A 22,113-nucleotide genomic window follows, 5' to 3' on the forward strand; every position below is an offset into this window, starting at 1 on the left:
AATGTTTATGCCAGAGAAAACTACCGATGCATTACGAACCGCCATTGACCAGGCCTTACAAGCCAATCGACCACGGTTAGCCAAATATTTAAGTATTGAAACGGTCGCTGCCAAGCACCTCGGGATCGAGGAAACGGTTAGCGTCATTGAACAATCCTTTCAAGAATTGGGTGCGGAGGTAACGGTCTGGCGGGACATTCCGGGAAGTAATCCTTTTGTATTTGCGACGCTGCCAGCGGGGCCTAACGGCAATGCCGATAAGACGCTGCTGTTCTACAACCACTACGATGTCCAACCGGCCGAACCGCTTGATGAATGGGAGAGTGATCCCTTTACCCTGACGGAGAAGAACGGCCAGTACGTGGCACGGGGTGTTTCCGATGACAAAGGGGAACTGATGGTGCGGCTGTCTGCGGTCAAGGCGTTACAGAACACGACGGGTCTGCCTTGCAACCTGAAATTCATCCTCGAAGGTGAGGAAGAAGTTGGGAGTCCCCACATCGCACCCATGACCAAGAAACATGGTGCCGATTTGGCTGCCGACGCGGTGGTCTGGGAGACCGGTGGCAAAGATGCCGATGAGAATTTTCAGGTGACCTGTGGTGTGAAGGGGACGGCGAGCTTTAACGTGACCGCCAAGTCGGCCGAAAGCGATCTGCATTCTTCACTCGCTGCCTTCGTGGACAACGCGGTATGGCGGCTCGTACAAGGCCTCGCAACCTTACGGGGGCCTAAAGGTGAGGTCCTGGTTGACGGCTTTTACGACGGGGTTAAGCCCCTGACGCCGACCGAGCAGGCAGCCATTGATCAGTTATCGTTTAATGAAGCTGCTACTCGGCAAAACTTTGGCCTAAAGTTACCGTTCATTTCGGATAAGCCAGCCGAGGCCCTGATCAATCGGTCAACAATTACCATTAACGGGATTTCCGGTGGCTATGAAGGTGACGGCCTGAAGACGGTTCTGCCCAAGCAGGCCCGGGCACAACTGGACTGTCGCTTAGTTCCAGGACAAGATCCCGAGCACATCTCGGAACTGGTTCAAGCGCAACTGGATAAGAATGGCTTTAGTGATCTCCACGTTTCCTATAACCAAGGGGAACCGGCCTTTCGTTCCGATCTGACGGACACCTTCGTTCAGACCGCGGTTGCCACGGCACACGAGGTCTATGGGGATGCGGTGAAATTAGTGCCGAATGCCGGTGGGAGTGGGCCAGAAGCCCCCTTTGCCGAGACAGTGGGCGCGCCGATTGTGTCGGTGGGCTCAACCTGGGCTGGTTCTGGTGCCCATGCGCCTAATGAAAACGTGCGGGTGAAGGACTTCACGCAAGCCGCACGTTATACGGCACAGCTATTACAGAATTTTGGACAAGCTTAACTTTCAATAAATCGATTGCAGAGAGAGTCGGTTGAACTCAAAAACTGGCGTTATCGGTCTCATCGTATGATGAGGACTGATAACGCCAGTTTTTTTGAGTTAAATATTAGTTAACGGTGATGTAGAAGCTGGCTGGCCAGTAGGTTTGACTAAAGACGCCAATACCATCGGATTCGTTTTGGGCGGCAACGTATTTACCGTTACCTAAAGAAATTCCGTCATGGTAGGGCGCACTGTCGGAACCCCAGAAGAGGATGGCACCGGCTGGGGCGTTGGCGACATCGTAGTGGTGCGTTCCCAGGTTCGTTTGTTGGTAAGTCGTCCGGGCACTTAAACCAAAGGCGTATTGAACCAAACCAGAACAGTCGAAGCCACTCATGGAGCTGCCACCGAAGACGTAAGGCACCCCGCTATTCGCCACGGCCAGGGCCTTCGCTACGGCGCCACTGGTGTTGGCAGTTGTGGTCGCGGTTGAAGTCGTCGTAGACGTGTTGGCTGTGGTATGGGCGTAGCTGGTATTTTGAACGCCAGTGCTCGTCGTCCGGTTCGTGGTTGGGGCTGGCGTGCTAACTTGCGTGGTTGGTGTGGTGTTGGTGCTGGTGGTCGTGCTCATGTGGGCAGAAGCCGTCGTGGTTCCGGCAAATAATAAGGCCGCCGCACCAAGCGTTGTTAATAAGACTTTAGTCGTTGTGGTATTGATAAAGGTCACTCGCAATCTTCTAAGTATTTGGTAGCCAATTAGCTGACTACAAAATTTAGTATAGCGAAGAAAAATTGCGGGGGCGTATCAGTCAAGTGACAAACCAAAACCGGTTAGATGACAGGATATGTCAGACGACTTGGACAATTGGTTAGGACAGTTGCTTAACGGGTGATGAATTTATTGGGTGTATTAAGAAGATATTTAATCAGCATCCTAATTGAGAAAGGGAAGGGTGATATACTAATGCCAATATGTGAATGAATTAACAATTGATTTGCGCGAAGTTAACCAGTTGTTACGAGCCTGAATTTTCCTGACGTGTTGGCAAGCGATGGTTGAAGATATGAGGAGGAAAGACCGATGACATGTCGAAGTGGCTGGGGGATCAAAGTCATATTAGCTGTAAGTTTGGCCGTGATTGGTGCCGGTGGAATCAGTATCGCTCGGGCTGATGTCTCCCCTGGACAAGTGCAGGTGGCGTCAGTAGCCGCCACTACAACGTTGAATGAGGCGTTGCCCGACGGCGGTGATTCGGAAATCGTGAAGGCAGCGATCCTTAAGAGCGATCAGGACAAGTATGCCGGCGATACCAGCCACCAAGGGCTTAGTGGGAGTAGCACGTTACAGGATGTTGCAGCAGAACAGCTCATCGTAAAGATCACGACGAACCTAGATTCATATGCCGCGTTAGAAAAGGTGGCCGATCAGTTTAGTGGATTAGTCGTTAACAACCAACAGAATTTTGATTCGGCAGAAATGACAGCGATTACACAGGCGTTCTTGGCAAACCGCACGACGGGAACCGAACTTGCCGCATTGGGTTTCTCTAACGATGGGGTGACCACAGCTGACTTGGCGACGTTGTTACAGACGATTGATGAGGCCAATTCTGCCGCTACGATTAAGTATCTCCTGCTTAATCGGAACCCAATCACGGATTTCTCATCATGGGTGACGTTTAAGAGCACAGCAGCCACCAAGGATAAAATTGCCGGTTTAAATGCGGATGTCTTAAAGAACCCGGATGGTCAGCCCATCTCAACGGGGATTACGTTGGCACCACAGATGCTAAAGGATGGTATTATCGAGTTGCCGTTTACTGAGCTTAACGAATTTAATGGTACCTTTTTAACCAGTAGCACGGACAATGTCGTCTCAGGGCTTAAATTCTATAATCAAGCCACTAATCATGATGATATTGATCAAGCAGCTCAGCTCGATAGTGAAAATGTTTCGGGTGTTGATCAAGCACTTCAGTCAGAAGTTATCTCTTCACAAAAAGATTTTCCATATTGGTCCAACATGGTAGGGATAGATGAGACTCATAAAAAAATTAATCTTAGCACGTACGATGTTCTTTTCTATGATCAAGAACAAATATATCAGACGAATACAAATGCGCCAGAGGTTAATTCATATGTAGAAGATTGTCAGAACCAAGGCTATACGTTCAAGTATCCTGATCTTCAGGAAAGGACAACGCCACCCAATGGCGAGCACCTCTTTATTGCGCACGTTCCAGCAGGCGCTAAGCAAGTGCAAATTCGGGTCTTAACGGAAGCACTTGGGAATACAGCAACTTATACCCAGATTTACACCATTCCCATCAAACTCGAACCAACGACACCGACCGCGTTCAATCATGCTGAGTCCAGTAGTAGTTCGGCCGACTCGGCAACAATCGATACCAAGCCGGTAGCCAAAGTAAAACTGGTTTACGCCACCAAGAAGATCGGTCTCTATCAACACCCTGATTTTACAAAGACTACGCGTCAGCGCTGGTATAGCCAACAACCGCGTGTTCACCGTCCCATGTTTAAGGTGACCGGCGAGGCGGCATCTAAACAGGGGACCCCGCGGTATCTGGTGAAGGATGTTAACCGGGAGTCTAAGACGTATGGCAAAACAGGATATATCACCAAGCGGGCGACATATGTGACACCGGCTTATTATGCTAAAGCGCCGGCTAAGGTCACGATCATTGCGCCCAAGGGCGTCAATGCTTATCGACGTGTTGCGTTAACCGGTAAGGTCAAACACTATCGTCAAGGACAGGTGCTGCCAATTGTCGGTATAACCCAGCATCACTTGACCACGCGTTTTCAACTGCAGGATGGCACTTACGTAACGGCTAACAAGAAGTTGGTACAATCCGGACGGCTACCAATGGTCAAAAAGGTTGCGGCGAAGACGAAAATTAATCGTTACCAAGACGTTAACCTCAAACGTCAGTCGAAAGTCTTCCGCAAAGGGACGCAGATCGCCGTCTTGGGCTATGATTTCAGCACACATGGCGCTCAGCGCTACCGGGTCGCCGGCGGCTATGTCACGGCTAATCCTAAATTGGTTAAAGTGATCAAGTAGCATTTGTAAACAGACCAGAACGGCCCCCAGCTGATGGTTATCACCAGTTGGGGGCCGTTTGTTGGTTAGAAAGGTACCAAATTTTGGGCAAAATAAAAACCCGTCAGTCGCGCAACTAACGGGTTAAATGATGGAGGCGGCGGGGATCGAACCCGCGTCCTAGCATATTGCCAACTTAACGTCTACACGCATAGGCAGACTATTTAAAGTTTCACTGAACAACTTGCCGCCTGTCAGGGCCAACATGTTCAGCTAACCTGATTTTTCTCTTCTACCGTACTTCAGGTGGGAGTCGTTAGCGTAAGTCTGTTAAATTTAGGACCCAGATCTAGACCACAGACAAACCTAGGAGGATCTACGTTAAGCGCCTATTAAGCAGCTAAAGCGTAAGAATTGTTATTATTTTTTGCAGTTATAATAAACTGGACCTTTTAACGTAGATGCCGCTACGGCGCGCAGTCAAGCTTCAACCTATACCAGTCGAATCCAGAACGCCCCCATAAATGATACTCATCTAGTTTAACATACCACTGGGGGAGTGCAAACAATTTTGACTAGGGGAACCTAATTTAAGGAAAAAAACGTGAAGCCGGTATAGTATAATGGGTAGGTAAGGAACCACACGGCACAGGCTCGCCGGTAAAAGTTACAGAAACTTCATCATTCTATCATGGAGATTTCTGATTGACCGAGTAGGTTTAGGACACTATGACTTACTAACCTTTTTGCCGGCTCCGAATACAGTAGCCCTAACCTTGGGAGGTAGCAATGAAGTTATTAATGATTGAAGATAACCATTCAGTTTCACAAATGATGTCGATGTTTTTTAAGAAGGAACAGTGGGATGCGGCGTTTGCCTACGATGGCAATGAGGCCGTCGAGATGTTTAAGGCCGCACCGAATGACTGGGATATGGTCACGCTCGATCTGAACCTGCCCGGCATGGACGGGATGCAGGTCAGCGCCGAGATTCGTAAGCTATCACCGACCGTGCCGATTATTATGTTAACGGCTCGCGATTCCGAAAGCGATCAGGTCTTGGGCCTGGAAATGGGTGCCGATGACTACGTGACCAAACCGTTTAGTCCGATCACGTTGATTGCTCGGATCAAGGCGCTCCATCGCCGGGCGGAATTGGGCCCCATTTCTAAGGGACCTGAGACTGCGCCGTTGGACGATACCGAGGCCTTTGATGTGGTCACGGAGAACTTCAAACTCAACACCAAGACGCGGGAAGCCTACCTTAACGGGCAGCAAATCCACGACTTGACGCCAAAGGAATTCGATCTACTGAAGACCTTAGCGCAGAAGCCGCGCCAGGTCTTCTCCCGGGAGCAACTCTTGCAGTTGGTTTGGGATTATGAATACTATGGTGACGAACGGACGGTGGATGCCCACATTAAAAAACTTCGACAGAAGATTGAAAAGGTTGGCCCTCAAGTTATTCAAACCGTTTGGGGGGTGGGTTATAAATTCGATGATAGTGGAGCAGATCAGCAATGAAGCTAATGTATCAACAAATGCTGGGATTCTTTGCGGCGATTATGATTATCCTGATTATCATGGGCGTTTCCTACTCCCAGATGACCCGGCACATGGTCTACAGCAACACCTGGAATTCGCTTGAAAAATACTCAAACAGTTTGATTGAACAGTCTTTACGAATCAGTTCACAAGATGCGCACACGGTTAATTTTGATACGACCTCGCTGGAAAGCAGTGAGCAATTGTTGCAAAACCAGGCGATTAGTACCACTATTTACAGTGCGAGCAACAAGGTTGTTTTCCCAGCGAGTGTCTATCAGCAGTCGATCAACCAGTCTGATTGGAAGAAACTCAAGAATAACCAGATCATTCACAAAGTTGTGGATCGCCGCGTGCGTAACAAGAACGGACGCGTCAGTCCGGCCATGACAGAAGTGATGAAGCCCTACTTCTACAATCATAGGCTGGTCGCGGTCGTGGTTATGGGGGCGTTTGTCTCCGATATTAATACCAGTGTCAATCAGATCAATCGCAACCTGATTCGAGCGTTGCTGGTGTCGATTGTCGTGGCCATCGTCGCCAGTTACATATTGGCGCGGTACTACACGTCGCGAATCAATCGGTTACGGAAGGCCACCAATCAGGTTGCCAAAGGGAACTATGACGTGGAAATGACCAGTAAAAATCGGGACGAGATTGATGACCTGATTAACGATTTCAATGGTATGGCCCATTCGTTAAAGGACTCACAAGAGGAAATTCAACGACAGGAACAACGCCGGCGTGAATTCATGGCCAATGCCTCGCATGAAATGCGGACGCCACTGACCACGATCAATGGTTTGCTGGAAGGCCTGGCTTACGACGCCATTCCGGAGGAGAGTAAGGAAGAAAGTATCGACCTGATGCGGAGCGAAACCAGTCGCCTGATTCGGTTAGTCAATGAGAATTTAGACTACGAAAAGATTCGGTCTAATCAGATTTCGCTCAATCTTCACGAATTCAATGCCGTGGATGCGCTCCATAATATAGTAGAACAATTAAAACAAAAAGCCGATGACAGCGGTGATTCCCTTGAATTACAGGCACCTAAAGAAATTCCGGTGTACGCCGATTATGATCGTTTTGTCCAGATTATGTTTAACATTGCACAAAATGCCATTCAGTTTACGCAGGATGGGACGATTACCTTATCCGCGCAACGGGGTTATGAGGAGACCATCGTCAAGGTAGCCGACACCGGGATGGGCATGACCGATGAACAGCTGCAAAACATCTGGGAACGCTACTACAAGGCCGATCCATCTCGAAAAAACACCAAGTATGGCGAATCGGGACTGGGCCTATCCATCGTGCATCAGCTGGTTCAATTACACCATGGTAAGATTAGCGTGACCAGTAAGGCTAACGTCGGCACAACCTTTACCATCATCTTCCCTGATCAACATCAGACCAATTCGGAGCGGGTGAAGATGGATTGAAGTCACCATCAATTTAATTCAAAGTAAACGGATTGCTGTGTTTCTGGCGCTCTCGTGATACAATGAGGGGAACCATTAAGGAGGAAACTTTTGAAACGAGTACAAATTACCGGGAAGTCCGTCCGTAAATTCGAGGACGGCTATCCCATCGTATCTTTAACTGACTTAGAAAATGCTCAAGACTTTGACAACGGGGCTTGGGTCCAATTAGAAAATCATGGTCATTTTGTTGCCACGGCTTACTTTGCCAAGCAACATCGCGGCATTGGCTTTGTGATGAGCCTGCGTGAAAACGAGGGCATTGATGAACGCTTCTTTACGAGTAAGTTCCGTGCGGCTGTCGCTAAGCGGGCCGCTTTTGCTGACAGTCCGGCCTACCGGTTATTTAACGGTACTGGTGATGGCTTGGGCGGCTTAATCGTTGACGTGTTCAACGGGCAATATGTGTTCCGTTGGCAGAACAGTGCGATTAAGCAACAAGCTAAACTCATCTATGCGGGTTTTGAACGCATTCTGGGAAAGGGCCAAACGATTCTGGCGGAAACACCAGGCCAAGAACACCTGCAGTTGATCAGTGGTCAGCTGGAAGATCAACCGACGACTATTCAAGAAGACGGGATCACGTATCCCATTGACTTGACGCTGAGTCGCCAACAATTAGCGTTAGAGTTCCGAGACATTCGGGCTTGGGCGAAAGCCACCAGTCAACAACGGCGGATCTTGAACCTGTTTAGTGCGGAGACGGGGCTGGTCACGGCAGCCATGCTGGGTGGCGCGACGGAAGCGGTCACGGTTGACCCTACCAATCGGGCCACGACGACCGTTCAGGCACAGTTGGCGGCCAACAACTTTGACCAAGCTGCCGTTGAAATGCGGACGATGGATGTGGCCAACTACTTGGATTATGCCGTCAAGCATGATCTGACGTTTGATACCATCTTCATCAATCCACCAGCCTTTATTCGGGGTAAGAAGCGCACCTTCACCTTGGAACAGGACTTGCAGGGAATGGTCGAACAAGCCCTACAGTTGGCGAAATCAGGGACACAACTGGTGATTACGACCACGACCCCCACGTATGGCATGAAGCGTCTGCGTGAGACGATTAATGACGCGGTACAAAATTATACCGGTCATGTAACAGTTTCCAATACGTACCTTTCACCAAATGACTTCTTGACCAACCGTGCGGACCGTCATAGCGAGTCGTTAAAGGGTGTTCAGCTAACCGTTGATTAGTTGAAAACACTTTGAAAATAATTATAATTAATCCCAACCGGTAAGATAGACCATTTACCGATTGGGGTTTTTCTTAAGTATTTATAGTTTACATTTAGAATCGAAACCAGTAGACTTACTATTGCTAAATAAAAAACGCTTACACGAAAAGAACTAGAATTGAAACGAGAGTTGAGGTTTACAAATGGGAATTTTACTAGCTTTAATCCCTACGGTTTGTTGGGGAAGTATTGGGTTAATCAGTGGGAAATTAGGTGGAACGTCTTACCAACAAACGTTGGGGATGACCGCCGGGGCTGTCTTATTCGGTCTATTCTCAGTCTTTTATTTCCACACAGCGATTTCTGGGATGGCGATGATTGTAGGGGTTGCTTCAGGTCTCTGCTGGTCAGTCGGTCAATTTGAACAATTTCAGTCGATGAAGTTCATTGGAATTTCGCGGACGGTACCTATCTCAACGGGTCTGCAATTAGTCGGGACGGCGTTGGCTGGGGTTCTGTTATTCCACGAATGGAAAACCACCCGGATGGTCACGATGGGAACCATCGCCGTGATCGTGCTGATTGCCGGAGCTGCTTTGACGTCATTGCGTGACTCTAAGGCGCAGGCTTCAGGTAGCAGTCAACCCATGCAAGCTGGTAAGGGTGCCACTGCAATTATTATCTCAACGATCGGTTACGTGCTGTACACGGTGATTGTGAACGCTTCGGGGTTACCTTCAAAGACGGTCATTTTCCCACAATCTCTGGGGATGATCTTAGGGGCCACGATTTTCGTCCTGTTCTCTCGGCAAAAAGTGATGCACAAGGCAACGGCCAAGAACATTATGACCGGGATTGTGTGGGGAATCGGGAACTTCTTTATGTTCATGGCAATTCCATCGATTGGTCTGGCCATCAGTTACTCACTGGCACAATGTGGAATTGTGATTTCAACCTTCGGGAGCATCTGGCTGTTAGGTGAAAAGAAGACTGGTCGTGAAATGGTCTATATCACAATTGGTTCACTACTAGTGGTCGTTGGTGGGGTCACCCTTGGATTAATGAAATAGTTTACATTTGGTTGGTAACTACGGTTATCGACCTTTTTCTTTACAAAAATAATTGGACTAGGCCATTTACTTTCCAGCCATTTGCGTTATAATGGACTAGTCAATAACAATAAAAGTGAGGTTTTCTTAATATGGCACATATCGCCTTTGATCTTTCGAAACTTGAACCATTTGTTCATGACAACGAATTAGGAGAAATGCAGGCAATGGTGACGGCGGCTGACGCCGAATTACGCCAAGGTACGGGTGCTGGGAGCGATTTCCGCGACTGGTTGACCTTACCTAAGGACTATGACAAGGAAGAATTTGCCCGTATCAAGGCAGCAGCTAAGAAGATTCAATCTGATTCTGCTGTGTTGGTTGTTATCGGTATCGGGGGCTCATACCTGGGTGCCAAGATGGCCGTTGACTTCTTAAACGACACGTTCTTTAATTACTTGCCAGCCGACAAACGAAATGCACCACAAGTCTTCTTTGCAGGTAACTCTGTCAGTGCTGACTACGTGCATGATCTGATCAATCTGATTGGCGATCGTGACTTCTCCGTCAACGTGATCTCGAAGTCAGGGACGACGACTGAACCTTCTATCGCCTTCCGGATCTTCAAGGACATGTTAGTTAAGAAATACGGTGAAGCCGGTGCTAAGGAACGGATCTATGCGACGACCGATAAGGCACGTGGTGCGCTGAAGACCGAAGCGAATGCAGCTGGTTACGAATCCTTCATCATTCCTGATGGCGTGGGTGGTCGTTACTCCGTCTTGAGTGCCGTTGGTTTATTACCAATTGCGGCTTCTGGCGCAAACATTGACGAATTGATGCAAGGGGCTGCGGACGCTCAAGACGCCTACACGAACCCTGATTTAACGAAGAACGAAGCTTACCAATATGCCGCTTTACGGAACATTTTGTACCGTAAGGGCTACACAACGGAATTGTTAGAAAACTACGAACCACGTCTGCAATACCTCGCAGAATGGTGGAAGCAGTTGACTGGTGAATCCGAAGGTAAGGATCAAAAGGGGATTTACCCATCTTCCGCTAACTTCAGTACCGACTTGCACTCCTTGGGTCAATACATCCAAGAAGGACAACGGACGTTGATGGAAACGGTCGTGATGATCGACAAGCCACGGACTGATGTTGACGTGCCAACGGCTAAGGATGACTTGGACGGCTTAGGTTACTTGCAAGGTAAGAACATGGGCTTTGTTAACCAAAAGGCCTTTGAAGGGGTTGTTTTGGCCCATACCGATGGTGGTGTTCCTAACATGAGCGTTCATATTCCAGATACGACGCCTTACACGTTAGGCTACCTGATTTACTTCTTTGAAGTAGCGATTGGCATTTCCGGTTACCTCAACGGGATTAACCCATTCAACCAACCTGGTGTTGAAGCCTACAAGACGAACATGTTTGCTCTGTTAGGCAAGCCTGGTTTCGAAAAGTTGGGTAAGGAATTAAACGCCCGTCTTTAATAAATGATGATTAATGGAGCTCTCAGCCTACAATGGGCTGGGAGCTTTTTTATGTGAGACGAAGGACGTTGAGCAGATAGAGGTGTTTTGGTGATAACCGGGTGCGTGTGTTAGAATGGTTTGACCAAACAGCGGTGTTAGATAGCTGCTAATAATTAGAGCGACAATTGGTTAAGTTAAAGAAAATGTTTTGGCCGTAATGTTACAGCAAGTGAAGATTTTGTTACAGATTAAGGTTACCCCTTGTGATGTGGGGAATGCCCCAGTATAGTTGTAAGAGGGAATATTAGAAAATTCGTAAAATACAGTCAATCGGAGGACTCGCATTTTTATAGGGGAGAGAAGATTAGTGAAGGTTTCAAAAAAGAATTATTGGCTTTACACGCTAATTTTTATGGGATTAGTCGTGTGTCTCTACGGGATATTTATTCTAACGGGCAAATCGTTCATCTGGGAAGGTGACGGTCTGGCCCAACATTATCCGGTACTTGAAAAGTTTTATACGTGGCTACATGGTGGTAGCCTATCAGGGTGGTCTTGGAATCTGGGCTTAGGTGCAGACAAGATGACGACCTTCTCTTACTATGTCCTGGGAGATCCATTCAGCTATCTGATCTGGTTCTTCCCCAAGCATAGTATTGAGTTGGGGTACAATCTGTTAATCTTGCTGCGGCTCTATGTGAGTGGACTGGCCTTCATGTTATTTGCGCGCCAGCGGCACTTCAAGCCTGGTAGTCAGATGTTGGGAACGTTAACCTACACGTTTACGGGCTACTCCTTGTACGTCAGCATTCGGCACCCGTTTTTCTTGTTACCGATGATTCTGTTTCCACTGTTGGCCTACGGAATTGACCACATTTATCAGGGAAAGACGTGGGTTCCCTTGGCAATCTTTACAGGATTGGCCTTGGTCAGCAACTTCTATTTTGCGTACATATTGGCGATTGGAAGCTTAGTCTACGCCGTATTACGGTACTTCAGCGTTCGCGACACGATTGTACAAAAGGGTTGGCCACTGATCTTTAAGCTGGTCGGCGCTGGTTTGGCAGGCTTCTTACTAGCAGGAATCATCTTTATCCCATCGCTGATCGGGGTCTTTACATCGACCCGGGCAACGGGGAACTTTGCAAACGGCTATTTGATTTATCCATTTAGCTATTACCTGCGCTTGCCCAATGCTTTGGTCACCACGGGGAATCCGATGCGCTTCTGGGCCAACTTGGGATTAGCAGGTTTAACTTTCTTAAGCCTGATGTACGTGGTTCGTCACGCCCGTCGTTATTTATGGTTTGACATTGGCTTGTTGATTCTGGTCATTGGTTCCTTACTGCCAGAGGTTGCGGCAGTGATGAACGGGGGAACAACGCCTTCCCAACGGTGGTTGCTACTCGGTTGCCTGGCCTTTAGCTTGGCCGTCATGTACTTTATCGATGCGTTGCCACGACTCGATCGCAGTGATATTTCTGCGATGATTGTCGGAACACTGGTTCTGCTGGGCTTAGTCTGGATGGCCAATGGATTTATCTTTAACAATAATCCGCATGACTTGGTAATCTATGGACTCTTACTCTTGACTCTAGGCGCCATTACGGTGGGGCACTTTTATCAATGGTCACGTCACCGGGTGATTTGGACCTTACTGACGCTGCTATTTTTGAACATTCTGGCAAACGGTTATGGTTACTTTAGTCCCAATGCCGGGGGTGCTAGCAATCAGTTGCTACACCGTGGCGTTGCAACGAAGTTCCAGAAGAACTTCTATGATGGGGCCGAGAGTTACGTTAAGGCCCAGCCCGGGTTTAAGCGAAGCAGTATTAGTAAATATTATTACTATAGCAATGAAGCCAAGACGAACATGGGCATGAATTTGGGTGCCCACGACATCATGTCTTACTTCTCGATTCAGGACGGTTCTGTGGGTGAGTTCAGTGAAGAACTGGCCAATTCCCAGTTTAAGATGAATAAACCCATCAACCAGGCTGATAGTCGGACGACCATGAATAACCTGTTAGGGGTTAACTACATCTTTGCGCGGAGTAACCAACTGAAGACCCAGGGCTTCCCCTATGGTTATAGCCCAGTCAAGAAGAATGGTAAGGTCCTGAAGTATAAGGATCAACCTGTCCATGACTTGGGGAACAATTATGATACGGTTATTTTGAAGTCAAAGTACGCCTTACCCTTGGCTTATTTGCAGACGAAGCAATTGAGCACCCAGCAGTTTAAACAACTGAACGGGAGTGATAAGGAACAGGCATTGACCTATGGCGCTTTGCCTGAAAAGAAGGTACAGGGTGTGGCCACGACCAAATATCAAAGTCACCATCAAAATCTGAGCTATCAGACTCGGGCAGATCGTAGTACTGTCTTAGATAACCTGAAACAGGTCATGACATTCCGGCAACAAGGGAATCAAATGGACCCAGAGAAGATTACCACGACGAAGTCATCGTTGATGCAGACCAACCAAGATCGGGCGGTTCATATCACAGATGATAAGGCCCGCTTGGAACAGTTGACTAAGCAAAACCGAACGGCGCTGAAGAAAAACCGCGTGGCTAATCGGCAGACCTTGCATAAAATGATGAGTGACAATCAGAACCTTCCCGTGACGTACCGGCTGCACCTTAAGCACCCTAAGCAAAACAAGGGAACCGAGATGTATCTGGAACTCGATGGTATTGATGCCCAACGGCTGACGGTTCATGATAAGTATTTGGCGGCTAAGAATACAAAGGCTTTCGGTAACCAGGCTTTCTCTGGTATCGAACGGATCAATCAAATTCGTTCCGGTTTGTGGAACCAAAGTGATGGTGCCTATTCTGTCACCGCAACAACGTCTAATAATGTGTCCAGTTTTAGCCAGTTTGGGCAATCGAATCTGTCAGATTATCAGGAAAAGCACCATGTTCTGTTAAATCTGGGGTACTCAACCAAGGCACGACACAATATTAAATTGACGTTCCAAGGCGTCAAGAGTCTGTCGTTCAAGTCAGCTAAGGTGATTGCGGTGCCATTTGGCAGCCAATACGGCAAGCGGATGACCCAGCTCAAGAAGCAAGGACTTCAGGACTTAAACGTTAAGGATAACCGGGTGACAGGGACTTCTCAGTCAACCCAAGCGAGTGTGTTGACGACCTCTATTCCGTATAATACGGGCTGGCATTTAACGGTGGACGGCAAACAACGGCCCATTACCAAGGTCAACGTTGGCTTTGTGGGCGCACGGTTGTCCGCGGGGACCCACAAGGTCGTGTTAACTTACCGGACACCAGGACAACGCCTGGGGCTAGTTATGACCGCACTGGGTGTACTGGTGATGATCGTGACCGGTGGTTACACTTACTGGTGGCGTCGACGGCATTTGAAGTAATAAAAAGCATCTCTCGTGCAATGATCGGGGGATGCTAGGTAGATGAAGGGACGACCGCGTAAAATTGCGTGGTGGTCCCTTTTTGTTTGCTTAATTGTAGTTGAAGAAGTCCCAAACGAGAACGGCTGTTAGGATAACGAGAAAGGTCACTTCCGCGAAGAGGTAGTGGTGGGGTGGTGTCTGCCGATGGCCCATCATCGTACAGAGCCTCTCAATAGCCTGTGTGACCAACTGAGGGTAATGAAAGCGTGGTAAATGACAGCTAACATGAACGGACTGATCCTCCTTAAGACATCTAATGGTATATCCCAATCTTAAGGGGAAACGAAGTGATTTGCAAGAAGTTTATCTATTTAATTATTCATAATGTATGATTAAAATCATACGGCAACCCGTAACCGCAGGCCAGTAGTGGCTGGACGACGTCTTTTCAGTTAAGAAGCCACCGTTTGCTGACTAGCGAGAACCGTAAATTTTTCGATAACGAATTGTTGTCGTGAATTGTAGTGACCATAAATGGCCACGCGTGAGCCAATATCAGCCTGGTATAAAAAGTTCAGGCCGTGCTGATGGATCAAACAGTTTAGGACATCACCGGTCGATGTTTCTAGTTTGGTAAACAGTAGTAGTGGCGATAGGTGGAGAACTTTGGGCGTGGTTAAGATTTTGCCATTGACTGCAAGTTGGATCATGGTTATCACCTCAGCTTTGATTATACGAACAAACGTTCGTGTAGTCAAGTGAGATGAGTCAACCAATTTAATCTTAGCTTGCGCCCAAGATCGGTGCCTGCTGTCGGAAGAAAATAGGCATTCCGACACTTTTAAGTTCGGTAGTGGTGGTGTATCGTAGTATGTAGAAAGCGGGGAAGCAAGATGACAAAATTAACGCACATTATGGCTATTAGTTCACTGGTCATGGCGATGGTGAGCCTAGTTTTAGCGATTCGTCGTTTGGTAGTGGTGTATCATGAGTAAGAAAGAGGTCTCTTACGAAAAGCGCACTAGAGTTGCGGTCAATGTTGGTATCATGCTGGTGATTATCCTGGTGATTATTCAGGCATTCTAGGGGGCGAGCTTATTAAGGAAAAGGCTGTAGATAAGCAAATCAAACGTTATCAGAAGTATTTAAGCATTGCGATCACTTTTGGTGTGTTGATAGCGGTAGCTAATATTTTAATTCATTAAGGGGATTCATTTCGTAAAGGGGGGCTTTAGGGCCCTTTTAATTTACAGTCGCGCACAGCACCATCGGGGAGGGGACACAGGGGCGATCATCACTAGCTAGCGTTTTTAACGCGATAGGCTTGCAGCAGGATACCTCGACATAACCATTGTCCTGCCAGAGTATTTGAGTTATTGGGAGGAATTATCATGGCTAGTATTAAGAAGTACCAGGACAAGAAAGGTCACACGCGGTACAAGGTTCAGGTATATTTAGGAATTGACCCGTTAACCGGCAAGCAGCACCGAACGACTCGACGCGGAATTAAGACCAAAAAGGAAGCCCGGTTAGTTATTTCACGACTACAAGTAGACGCAGACACTAACGGGGTTCCCTCTAAGCAAAACGATTCAACTTTCAGAGACGTTTACGACCTGTGGTTCACGCAGTACCAGAACACCGTTAAGGAAAGTACGTGGGCAACCACTAAACGGCTGTTCAGGCTCCACATTCTACCGGTGTTCGGTGAGTACCGTGTTAGTAAGATTACAATTGCGGTCTGTCAGAATGCGATTAACGACTGGTTCACAGCAGGGCTAATTAAGTATCATACGCTGCTAAACTACACGTCTAGTGTTTTGGACTTTGCAATTAATAGGCGACTCATTAAAGACAACCCAGCTAAACGGGTAATCATCCCCGTTAATAAAGACAATCGTTCCCGCAGCAATCTGGAAAACTATTTTGACCGGGCGGAACTGGAACACTTTTTTGAGTGTTTGAACGATGATGATAACGACCCACAAGCCAATGTGTTTTTCCGGTTGGCGGCTTTCAGTGGTATGCGTAAATCTGAAATGCTCTGTCTGCAATGGTCTGACATTGATTTCAGTAAAAACACAGTGACCGTCTCTAAAACACAATCACGGGGCGACAACGCGCGCTTGCTGGTGCAATCACCCAAGACCGCGCGCAGTAACCGAACCGTTTACCTTGACCCCAAGACGTGCCGTATTTTGCAGCAGTGGCAACTTGACCAGAGAAAGCGACTACTGCTATACGGATTCAACGCCAATCAGGGGCACAACCTTATCTTTGCCAATGAGAATAACGAAATGTGCCAACCGACTAAACCTAGAAAGTGGTTAGAGCACACTCTCAGGAAGTATGATTTGAAGCACGTCACCGTTCACGCTTTCCGGCACACGTATGCCACACTAGCATTTGAGGCAGGAGCCTCTATCAAGTCAGTGCAAGACCAGTTAGGGCATTCTAGCTACAAGACCACCTTAGATATTTACACAGCAGTCACGGATAAGGAAAAGAACGAGGCGACTCAGAAACTTGCCAGCTATTTAGACTTCTAGTTACCGTAGATCTACAGCTAACAGGGAAGTTGCCCTAAAAAGTGACTACGTTTCTGACTACGTTTTGACTACGATACGGTGGCTATCCACAAGTATCAATTTAAAGCCCAATGTACTAAAAAAGCCGCTATATCAACCCCCGTGAGGTCTAGTAGCGACTAATGTAAAACAACAATTGGGTATACTGGGCTCGAACCAGTAAATTACGGATTCAGAGTCCGCTGCCTTACCAATTTGGCGAATACCCAATAAGGCTCGTTGCTGAAACAACTATTTAATAGTAACTTGTTTGGATATTAGTGTCAACCGGTTTTCTGGAAAAAGTTCGGTAAACTGTATGAATTCCCAAATCAGTGTAATTTTATGCAGAAAAGATTGACAATTTTCGACGAATAGCGTACATTAGTAATTGCCTAGTTAATGACATTGCCCGCTGGTCAAACTGGTTTAAGACGTCGCCCTCTCAAGGCGGAGTTACGGGTTCGAGCCCCGTGCGGGTGATAATAAAGAAATCACAGCCAAATTAAAAGGTCCGAAACGTTGATATGTCAGCGTTTCGGACCTTTTTTATAGTCAGGACTTTCCAAAATCATGCCTGGCAGTAGCCGATAGTCTCATCATCCCAAAAGCGGCTCAGGGTTTCGACTTTTCCAGGGTTAAGTTGCCGATTGAATCAGGGTAAAAAATCAATGACGTTTCTGATGGAACCAAAGGCCACTAGCCGTGATAAGCAGTGCAATACCCGCGAAGGTCAAAACTAAACCGCTCGTCTTGCGTTCACCGGTCTGGGGCAGGGTACTGCCAACGTAAGGTTTCCCGCTCGCTGCACCACTTCCAGTCGTACCGTTACCGGGCTTGACCCCGTTACCAGTGTTGTAGGCAGGCGTCGTCGCTCCTGTTTGACCGGAAAGGTTACCACCAGCACCGCCAGTCGTGACGTTGCCACCAGTCTGATCGTGACCTGGTTTATTAATAGCTGGTGTCGTTGGTTTTACGGGCTTAACCGGCTTAACTGGTTTCACAGGTTTTGTTGGCTTAGGTGGCTTAACGGATGGCGTCGGTGTTGGAACCGTTGGGACCTCAGGATTAGGTGTGGTTGTCCCTGGTTCTTCGGGATGTGTCGGTGTTGTTGGTGGTGTCGTTGTGCCGGGATTCTCGGGTTCCGTTGGCGTCGTTGGTGGCGTTGTCGTACCAGGATTTTCGGGTTCCGTTGGTGTCGTTGGTGGCGTTGTGGTGCCGGGATTCTCAGGTTCCGTTGGTGTTGTCGGTGGCGTCGTGGTGCCAGGATTTTCGGGTTCCGTCACCTTGACGTCCGTGGCGTCCACCTTGACGGCAGCGGTAGCGCCCGCTACGATCTCAAATGGAATTGGCGTCGTGTTCAGGTCATAGCCTACTGGCGCCTTAGTTTCAACAAATTGGTATTTTCCGGCGGCGAGACCGCTATACGTGATTATTCCCTCGGCATTGGTGGTTAGATCAGCCGTGATGACCTTACCAGTGGCGTCTTGCAACTCATAAACGGCGCCCGCCAAGGCTTTACCAGAGGCTTTGTCGGTTTTCGTCAAAGTGACCGAACCCGTGGCTTGTTCGGTGCCACCGTCGTTATCACCATTACCAGTACCACTGCCGCCCCAAACGATCCGTGCCCCCACGTTTTGGCCATTTAAGTCCGCGCTGTTGCTCCAAGTACCATTAGTTCCAGAAACATCTGGTTTGGTGTTGTAGGTCATGTCGACGGCAGTTGTCACATTTTCAAAGCTGAAGATGAGGGTGTTGTTGGCCGCGTCAATGGAAGGCGTCAGTGAGCCGCCATCCCCAACAAAATTACCGGAAGCATCAAACTTACCAGTTTTGGCATGAACACTGCCGGGAACGTAGGTTTGACCAGGACCTAGGTTGTCCGTAATGACGGTTTGCCCAAGATTGGTACTATTGGGGTTGAATGCAATGTTCCAGGTGAGCAGGGCGGGGGTGCCATCTGGGTTATGTTCCGCAATCCAGCCATTCTTGTTGAGGCCCCAATCAAGGCCCACGGTACCATTATTTTCCGTTCCTTTGACGTAGAATTGCAAATTGCCACCACGGTTAGTCGCCGTGCCGGCTAAGACGTCGTTGAAGGTGATGGTTCCTGTGGTTTCGCCCTCTTTGATTGAAAATGTGCCAATTTCACGACCACTATCATCGTAGAGGGGGAAAGTCACATCTCGCTGACCAACAGCAGTGTGTGGGAGGTTGACCGTCGCCGTGTCACCATTCTGAATGGGAACACCATCAGGAATCCCCCATTGGTAATCAATCGTATAGTTATCCCACTTGCTGAGGTCACTTCCGTTGGGAATGACCTTTCCATTGGCATCCGTAATAACCGCATTATTTTCGCCCACTCCGGAGATTTCGATATTTGCAGCGTGAGCAGTGATCGAACCAACACCGGCGATGCCGATAAGACAGACGAAAATAGCTATTAGGATACCAATGACAATTTTGGCTCTTTTTCTTTGCATCGTAATCCTCCTCCAATCCGCTGATACTAGCAGTCTACAGGTTGTGTAAAGGTCAATCGTGATAACTGCTTGTGTCAGAAATACCTTGCTTCAGATACTTCGTCCACTGCTCTGTATTTACTATAATGACAATCGGATGGAGCGGGGGATTTGTGAGAAGAAAACAGTGACGTTGAAAAGGGGTCGTGGCGTAACCGGCATTTAATCCACCGATTTTATTGACCTAACGTTAGGTTTGTCGCCACTAACGTTGGTCCACAGCCATTTGTGAGCAACCTTGATTAGTGGGCAAGCTGCTTAATCAGCGTATGGTGGTGGTCCTGAACGACACCTCCAACGTTGAGAAGCACGATAGGGGGAAAGCGTGCGGTTATCTGTAGGCAAAGAAAAAAGCCATTCCGTAGAATGACTGGTGAAGGCACCGTTTAAAATTTATCGCCGTCCAACTTAAACAAGTGCGGCTTGCCATAAAACCATCCTTGGCAGAGGTCGATCTCCAAGCTATCGGCCATGTCGGCTTCTTCTTGGTTCTCCACGCCTTCGAGGATTAACCGTAGCTTGTACTGCTCGGCAATCTTTTTCCAAAATTTCAAACTCTCTGGAATCTCCGCTTCGCGACCTTCCTGACGAAAGTTCTGCATGGCAAATTTAATCTCACTGGCATAGGAGAGGATGGGTTCCAGATGCTCATATGTATTGATGCCAGTGCCGATATCATCGAGGCTTAACTGAATGCCACGTTCATCGAAATAGTGAACCTGATCGATGATCTGCTGATTCGAGACGTTTTGATCGGTGACTTCTTCGGTAACTTCCAAGACCAGATTAATCGGATAGATTTGCCGTTGTGCGGCCACAATCGCCTCGGCAATTGTTGGGTCAATGAACTGACTCTGATTCACATTGAATGAAACGGAACCAATCTTCAGCATGAGCTTTTTGGCAGTGCGGGTAATCAGGTCCGCTTGGATGTCAATAGGGATCGATTCGAAGTCTGTAGGGAGGACCCATTTGTCATTGACACGCTGACGAATCAGCATTTCGTAGCCAATAAGCGAGTTGTTCAATACGTCTAGCTGGGGTTGCAAAAAATAGCGATACATAGTCTCAAGATCCTCCTTCTTTAGGTTGTCTGCTACTATCATACTTTATTTTGGGTAATTAAAATAGGGTTTTCATTAAAAGAAATCACGAACTAATTTCGACTTTATTGTAACAGGTTAACCAATTCGAGTAATAAAGTGCTATAGTATTATAGGCTACATTGGATTATAGTTATAACAATGGATTAATTATGCTGACAATCTTATTTGTCGAGAAAAAAGGATTCATGCTTCCCAGCGTGGGAAAACTACTGAAAACAAGGAGATTGATCAGATGACTTGGTCAGTTTGGTTGGTACCACCGATGATTACCAGTATCTTTTTTGTTTTGGGTGTCATCACGCTTTATTGGTCAATCTTTAATTGGGCGACCTCTAAGGCCGAGTCACAGAATAAACCGGTAAATGTTAAAAGGGTTCAAACGATTGTGGGTCTCGTCTGTGCGATTGTTTCGGTATTTGCCTTGCAACTAATCGTGCGCGACAGTCACTTATCTTGGACCTTTACGAATTTTCAATTACTTCTGTTGATTTTTGTGGCCTACTTTTTGCAAGTTAAGATTCCTTATTGGGCGGTCTTCATCGCTGGAATTGCCTTCATGTTGCTGAATGGTAACATTAATCAGCCGTTGTCATGGGTGTACACTTGCTTATTCGTGCTCTTCTACGTCTTTTCCTACGTGCAGAGTACCCATCTCTGGCGCGCACCCTTTACGCGTTATGTGGTCGTTGCGATGGCTTTTGCCTTACCGCTCTGGTATCTGGTCAAGGTGCGTCTCCATTTGACTTGGTCAACCTACCTAGATGAAATGATCAACTATTTCATTTTGGTTGTGTTGATGTACGGGTACTTTAAGATTCAAGACAAAGATCGCCGGATTAAGGACCGGCTCTTTCAGTCTGCCAATTGGGATGCGTTGACTAAGGTTCAAAACTTCGCGGCCTATGACCGGGCGATTGGCTATGAGTTCCGACAAAGTGCGGCACATGGTCGGGATCTATCAATGGTCATGTTTGATATTGACCATTTCAAACGCGTGAATGATACCTACGGCCATCTGGCAGGGGACGAAGTGCTCAAGCAGGTGGCACGGACGGTCACGGCTGCGTTGAAAGACGCTGACCCTAAGATTATCTTATACCGGACGGGTGGCGAGGAGTTCAATATCATCTTCCCAAACTATACGGTGGAACAGACCAAAGAAGTGGCGCAAAAGGTTTTCGATGCGGTCAAGTCCCTAACAATTACGTACAACGATATTGAAATTAAGGTGACGATTTCCGTAGGTGTCTCTGCTCTAAGCCTAAAGGACAGCAATCCCTTGGACTTTTACAAGCGAGTTGATGCAAATCTGTATCATTCCAAGCAGAATGGACGCCAGCAGATTACGGTTGGCTAATTTTTAATTAAACTGAGCGCTAATTCG

14 protein-coding genes, 2 tRNA genes and 1 other RNA gene are annotated in these 22,113 nt (G+C 47.6%); 11 read left to right on the plus strand and 6 right to left on the minus strand.

Translation table 11 applies throughout. The features are described 5' to 3' along the window. Positions 1 to 7: 7 nt before the first annotated feature. Positions 8 to 1,375 carry a M20/M25/M40 family metallo-hydrolase gene (locus tag FD28_RS04960; RefSeq protein WP_083478120.1) on the plus strand — a complete coding sequence of 456 codons (1,368 nt, stop codon included), beginning with the start codon at positions 8 to 10 and terminating at the stop codon, positions 1,373 to 1,375. Positions 1,376 to 1,481: 106 nt separating this feature from the next. On the opposite strand, the gene FD28_RS04965 is transcribed toward FD28_RS04960, so the two are convergent. Further along, positions 1,482 to 2,084, minus strand: a complete 603-nt coding sequence (locus tag FD28_RS04965; protein WP_057733202.1) for a C40 family peptidase — start codon at positions 2,082 to 2,084, stop codon at positions 1,482 to 1,484. Between the two features lie 354 nt (positions 2,085 to 2,438). On the opposite strand from FD28_RS04965, the gene FD28_RS04970 reads away from it, so the two are divergent. After that, positions 2,439 to 4,442, plus strand: a complete 2,004-nt coding sequence (locus FD28_RS04970) for a DUF5776 domain-containing protein (protein ID WP_057733204.1) — start codon at positions 2,439 to 2,441, stop codon at positions 4,440 to 4,442. 128 nt (positions 4,443 to 4,570) lie between these two features. Here the strand turns inward: FD28_RS04970 and ssrA are convergent. After that, positions 4,571 to 4,941: a transfer-messenger RNA gene (ssrA, locus tag FD28_RS13055) on the minus strand. Between the two features lie 269 nt (positions 4,942 to 5,210). Here ssrA and FD28_RS04975 point away from each other — a divergent pair. From FD28_RS04975 to FD28_RS05000, 6 genes are all read left to right on the plus strand, one after another. After that, on the plus strand, positions 5,211 to 5,945 hold the full coding sequence (locus FD28_RS04975) for a response regulator transcription factor (RefSeq protein WP_057733206.1): 735 nt from the start codon (positions 5,211 to 5,213) through the stop codon (positions 5,943 to 5,945). Beyond that, on the plus strand, positions 5,942 to 7,408 hold the full coding sequence (locus FD28_RS04980) for a sensor histidine kinase (protein ID WP_057733210.1): 1,467 nt from the start codon (positions 5,942 to 5,944) through the stop codon (positions 7,406 to 7,408). Before FD28_RS04975 ends, FD28_RS04980 begins: the two co-directional genes overlap by 4 nt. Positions 7,409 to 7,498: 90 nt before the next feature. Continuing rightward, the gene (locus tag FD28_RS04985; protein ID WP_057733212.1) at positions 7,499 to 8,647 is read left to right on the plus strand and encodes a class I SAM-dependent methyltransferase; all 1,149 of its coding nucleotides are present in this window, start codon (positions 7,499 to 7,501) and stop codon (positions 8,645 to 8,647) included. A 184-nt stretch (positions 8,648 to 8,831) separates the two neighbouring features. After that, on the plus strand, positions 8,832 to 9,698 hold the full coding sequence (locus FD28_RS04990; RefSeq protein WP_057733213.1) for a GRP family sugar transporter: 867 nt from the start codon (positions 8,832 to 8,834) through the stop codon (positions 9,696 to 9,698). Positions 9,699 to 9,829: 131 nt separating this feature from the next. Further along, a complete protein-coding gene (locus FD28_RS04995) occupies positions 9,830 to 11,176 on the plus strand; it encodes a glucose-6-phosphate isomerase (protein ID WP_057733216.1) in 1,347 nt (448 codons plus the stop codon). A gap of 394 nt (positions 11,177 to 11,570) precedes the next feature. Further along, positions 11,571 to 14,549: a YfhO family protein gene (locus FD28_RS05000; RefSeq protein ID WP_235806849.1), complete on the plus strand. Its 2,979-nt coding sequence runs from the start codon at positions 11,571 to 11,573 to the stop codon at positions 14,547 to 14,549. A gap of 434 nt (positions 14,550 to 14,983) precedes the next feature. On the opposite strand, the gene FD28_RS05005 is transcribed toward FD28_RS05000, so the two are convergent. Next, the gene (locus FD28_RS05005; protein WP_057733220.1) at positions 14,984 to 15,241 is read right to left on the minus strand and encodes a hypothetical protein; all 258 of its coding nucleotides are present in this window, start codon (positions 15,239 to 15,241) and stop codon (positions 14,984 to 14,986) included. A 681-nt stretch (positions 15,242 to 15,922) separates the two neighbouring features. Between FD28_RS05005 and FD28_RS05010 the strand changes: the two genes are divergently transcribed. Beyond that, positions 15,923 to 17,080, plus strand: a complete 1,158-nt coding sequence (locus FD28_RS05010) for a site-specific integrase (protein WP_057733223.1) — start codon at positions 15,923 to 15,925, stop codon at positions 17,078 to 17,080. Positions 17,081 to 17,255: 175 nt separating this feature from the next. Here FD28_RS05010 and FD28_RS05015 read toward each other — a convergent pair. Next, a tRNA-Gln gene (locus tag FD28_RS05015) sits at positions 17,256 to 17,328 on the minus strand. Between the two features lie 179 nt (positions 17,329 to 17,507). On the opposite strand from FD28_RS05015, the gene FD28_RS05020 reads away from it, so the two are divergent. Then, positions 17,508 to 17,581 (plus strand) — tRNA-Glu (locus FD28_RS05020). A 185-nt stretch (positions 17,582 to 17,766) separates the two neighbouring features. Here FD28_RS05020 and FD28_RS05025 read toward each other — a convergent pair. Both FD28_RS05025 and FD28_RS05030 read right to left on the minus strand, forming a co-directional pair. Continuing rightward, positions 17,767 to 19,584 carry a SpaA isopeptide-forming pilin-related protein gene (locus FD28_RS05025; protein WP_057733225.1) on the minus strand — a complete coding sequence of 606 codons (1,818 nt, stop codon included), beginning with the start codon at positions 19,582 to 19,584 and terminating at the stop codon, positions 17,767 to 17,769. 425 nt (positions 19,585 to 20,009) lie between these two features. Then, positions 20,010 to 20,687: an EAL domain-containing protein gene (locus tag FD28_RS05030; protein WP_057733227.1), complete on the minus strand. Its 678-nt coding sequence runs from the start codon at positions 20,685 to 20,687 to the stop codon at positions 20,010 to 20,012. Between the two features lie 274 nt (positions 20,688 to 20,961). Between FD28_RS05030 and FD28_RS05035 the strand changes: the two genes are divergently transcribed. Then, positions 20,962 to 22,086 (plus strand): GGDEF domain-containing protein, encoded by a 1,125-nt coding sequence (locus tag FD28_RS05035; RefSeq protein WP_235806850.1) that lies wholly within the window; start codon positions 20,962 to 20,964, stop codon positions 22,084 to 22,086. Positions 22,087 to 22,113: the final 27 nt, after the last annotated feature.

Origin of the sequence: Levilactobacillus hammesii DSM 16381 (assembly GCF_001434395.1) — a bacterium.
In the GTDB taxonomy this organism is placed as follows: domain Bacteria; phylum Bacillota; class Bacilli; order Lactobacillales; family Lactobacillaceae; genus Levilactobacillus; species Levilactobacillus hammesii.

Coding starts and splice junctions, on each gene's coding strand:
- FD28_RS05025 (WP_057733225.1), bottom strand. CDS start 19,584: ATGCAAAGAAAAAGAGCCAAAATTGTCATTGGTATCCTAATAGCTATT.
- FD28_RS05030 (WP_057733227.1), bottom strand. CDS start 20,687: ATGTATCGCTATTTTTTGCAACCCCAGCTAGACGTATTGAACAACTCG.
- FD28_RS05035 (WP_235806850.1), top strand. CDS start 20,962: ATGACTTGGTCAGTTTGGTTGGTACCACCGATGATTACCAGTATCTTT.
- FD28_RS05000 (WP_235806849.1), top strand. CDS start 11,571: ATGGGATTAGTCGTGTGTCTCTACGGGATATTTATTCTAACGGGCAAA.
- FD28_RS04970 (WP_057733204.1), top strand. CDS start 2,439: ATGACATGTCGAAGTGGCTGGGGGATCAAAGTCATATTAGCTGTAAGT.
- FD28_RS04995 (WP_057733216.1), top strand. CDS start 9,830: ATGGCACATATCGCCTTTGATCTTTCGAAACTTGAACCATTTGTTCAT.
- FD28_RS04975 (WP_057733206.1), top strand. CDS start 5,211: ATGAAGTTATTAATGATTGAAGATAACCATTCAGTTTCACAAATGATG.
- FD28_RS05005 (WP_057733220.1), bottom strand. CDS start 15,241: ATGATCCAACTTGCAGTCAATGGCAAAATCTTAACCACGCCCAAAGTT.
- FD28_RS05010 (WP_057733223.1), top strand. CDS start 15,923: ATGGCTAGTATTAAGAAGTACCAGGACAAGAAAGGTCACACGCGGTAC.
- FD28_RS04980 (WP_057733210.1), top strand. CDS start 5,942: ATGAAGCTAATGTATCAACAAATGCTGGGATTCTTTGCGGCGATTATG.
- FD28_RS04990 (WP_057733213.1), top strand. CDS start 8,832: ATGGGAATTTTACTAGCTTTAATCCCTACGGTTTGTTGGGGAAGTATT.
- FD28_RS04960 (WP_083478120.1), top strand. CDS start 8: ATGCCAGAGAAAACTACCGATGCATTACGAACCGCCATTGACCAGGCC.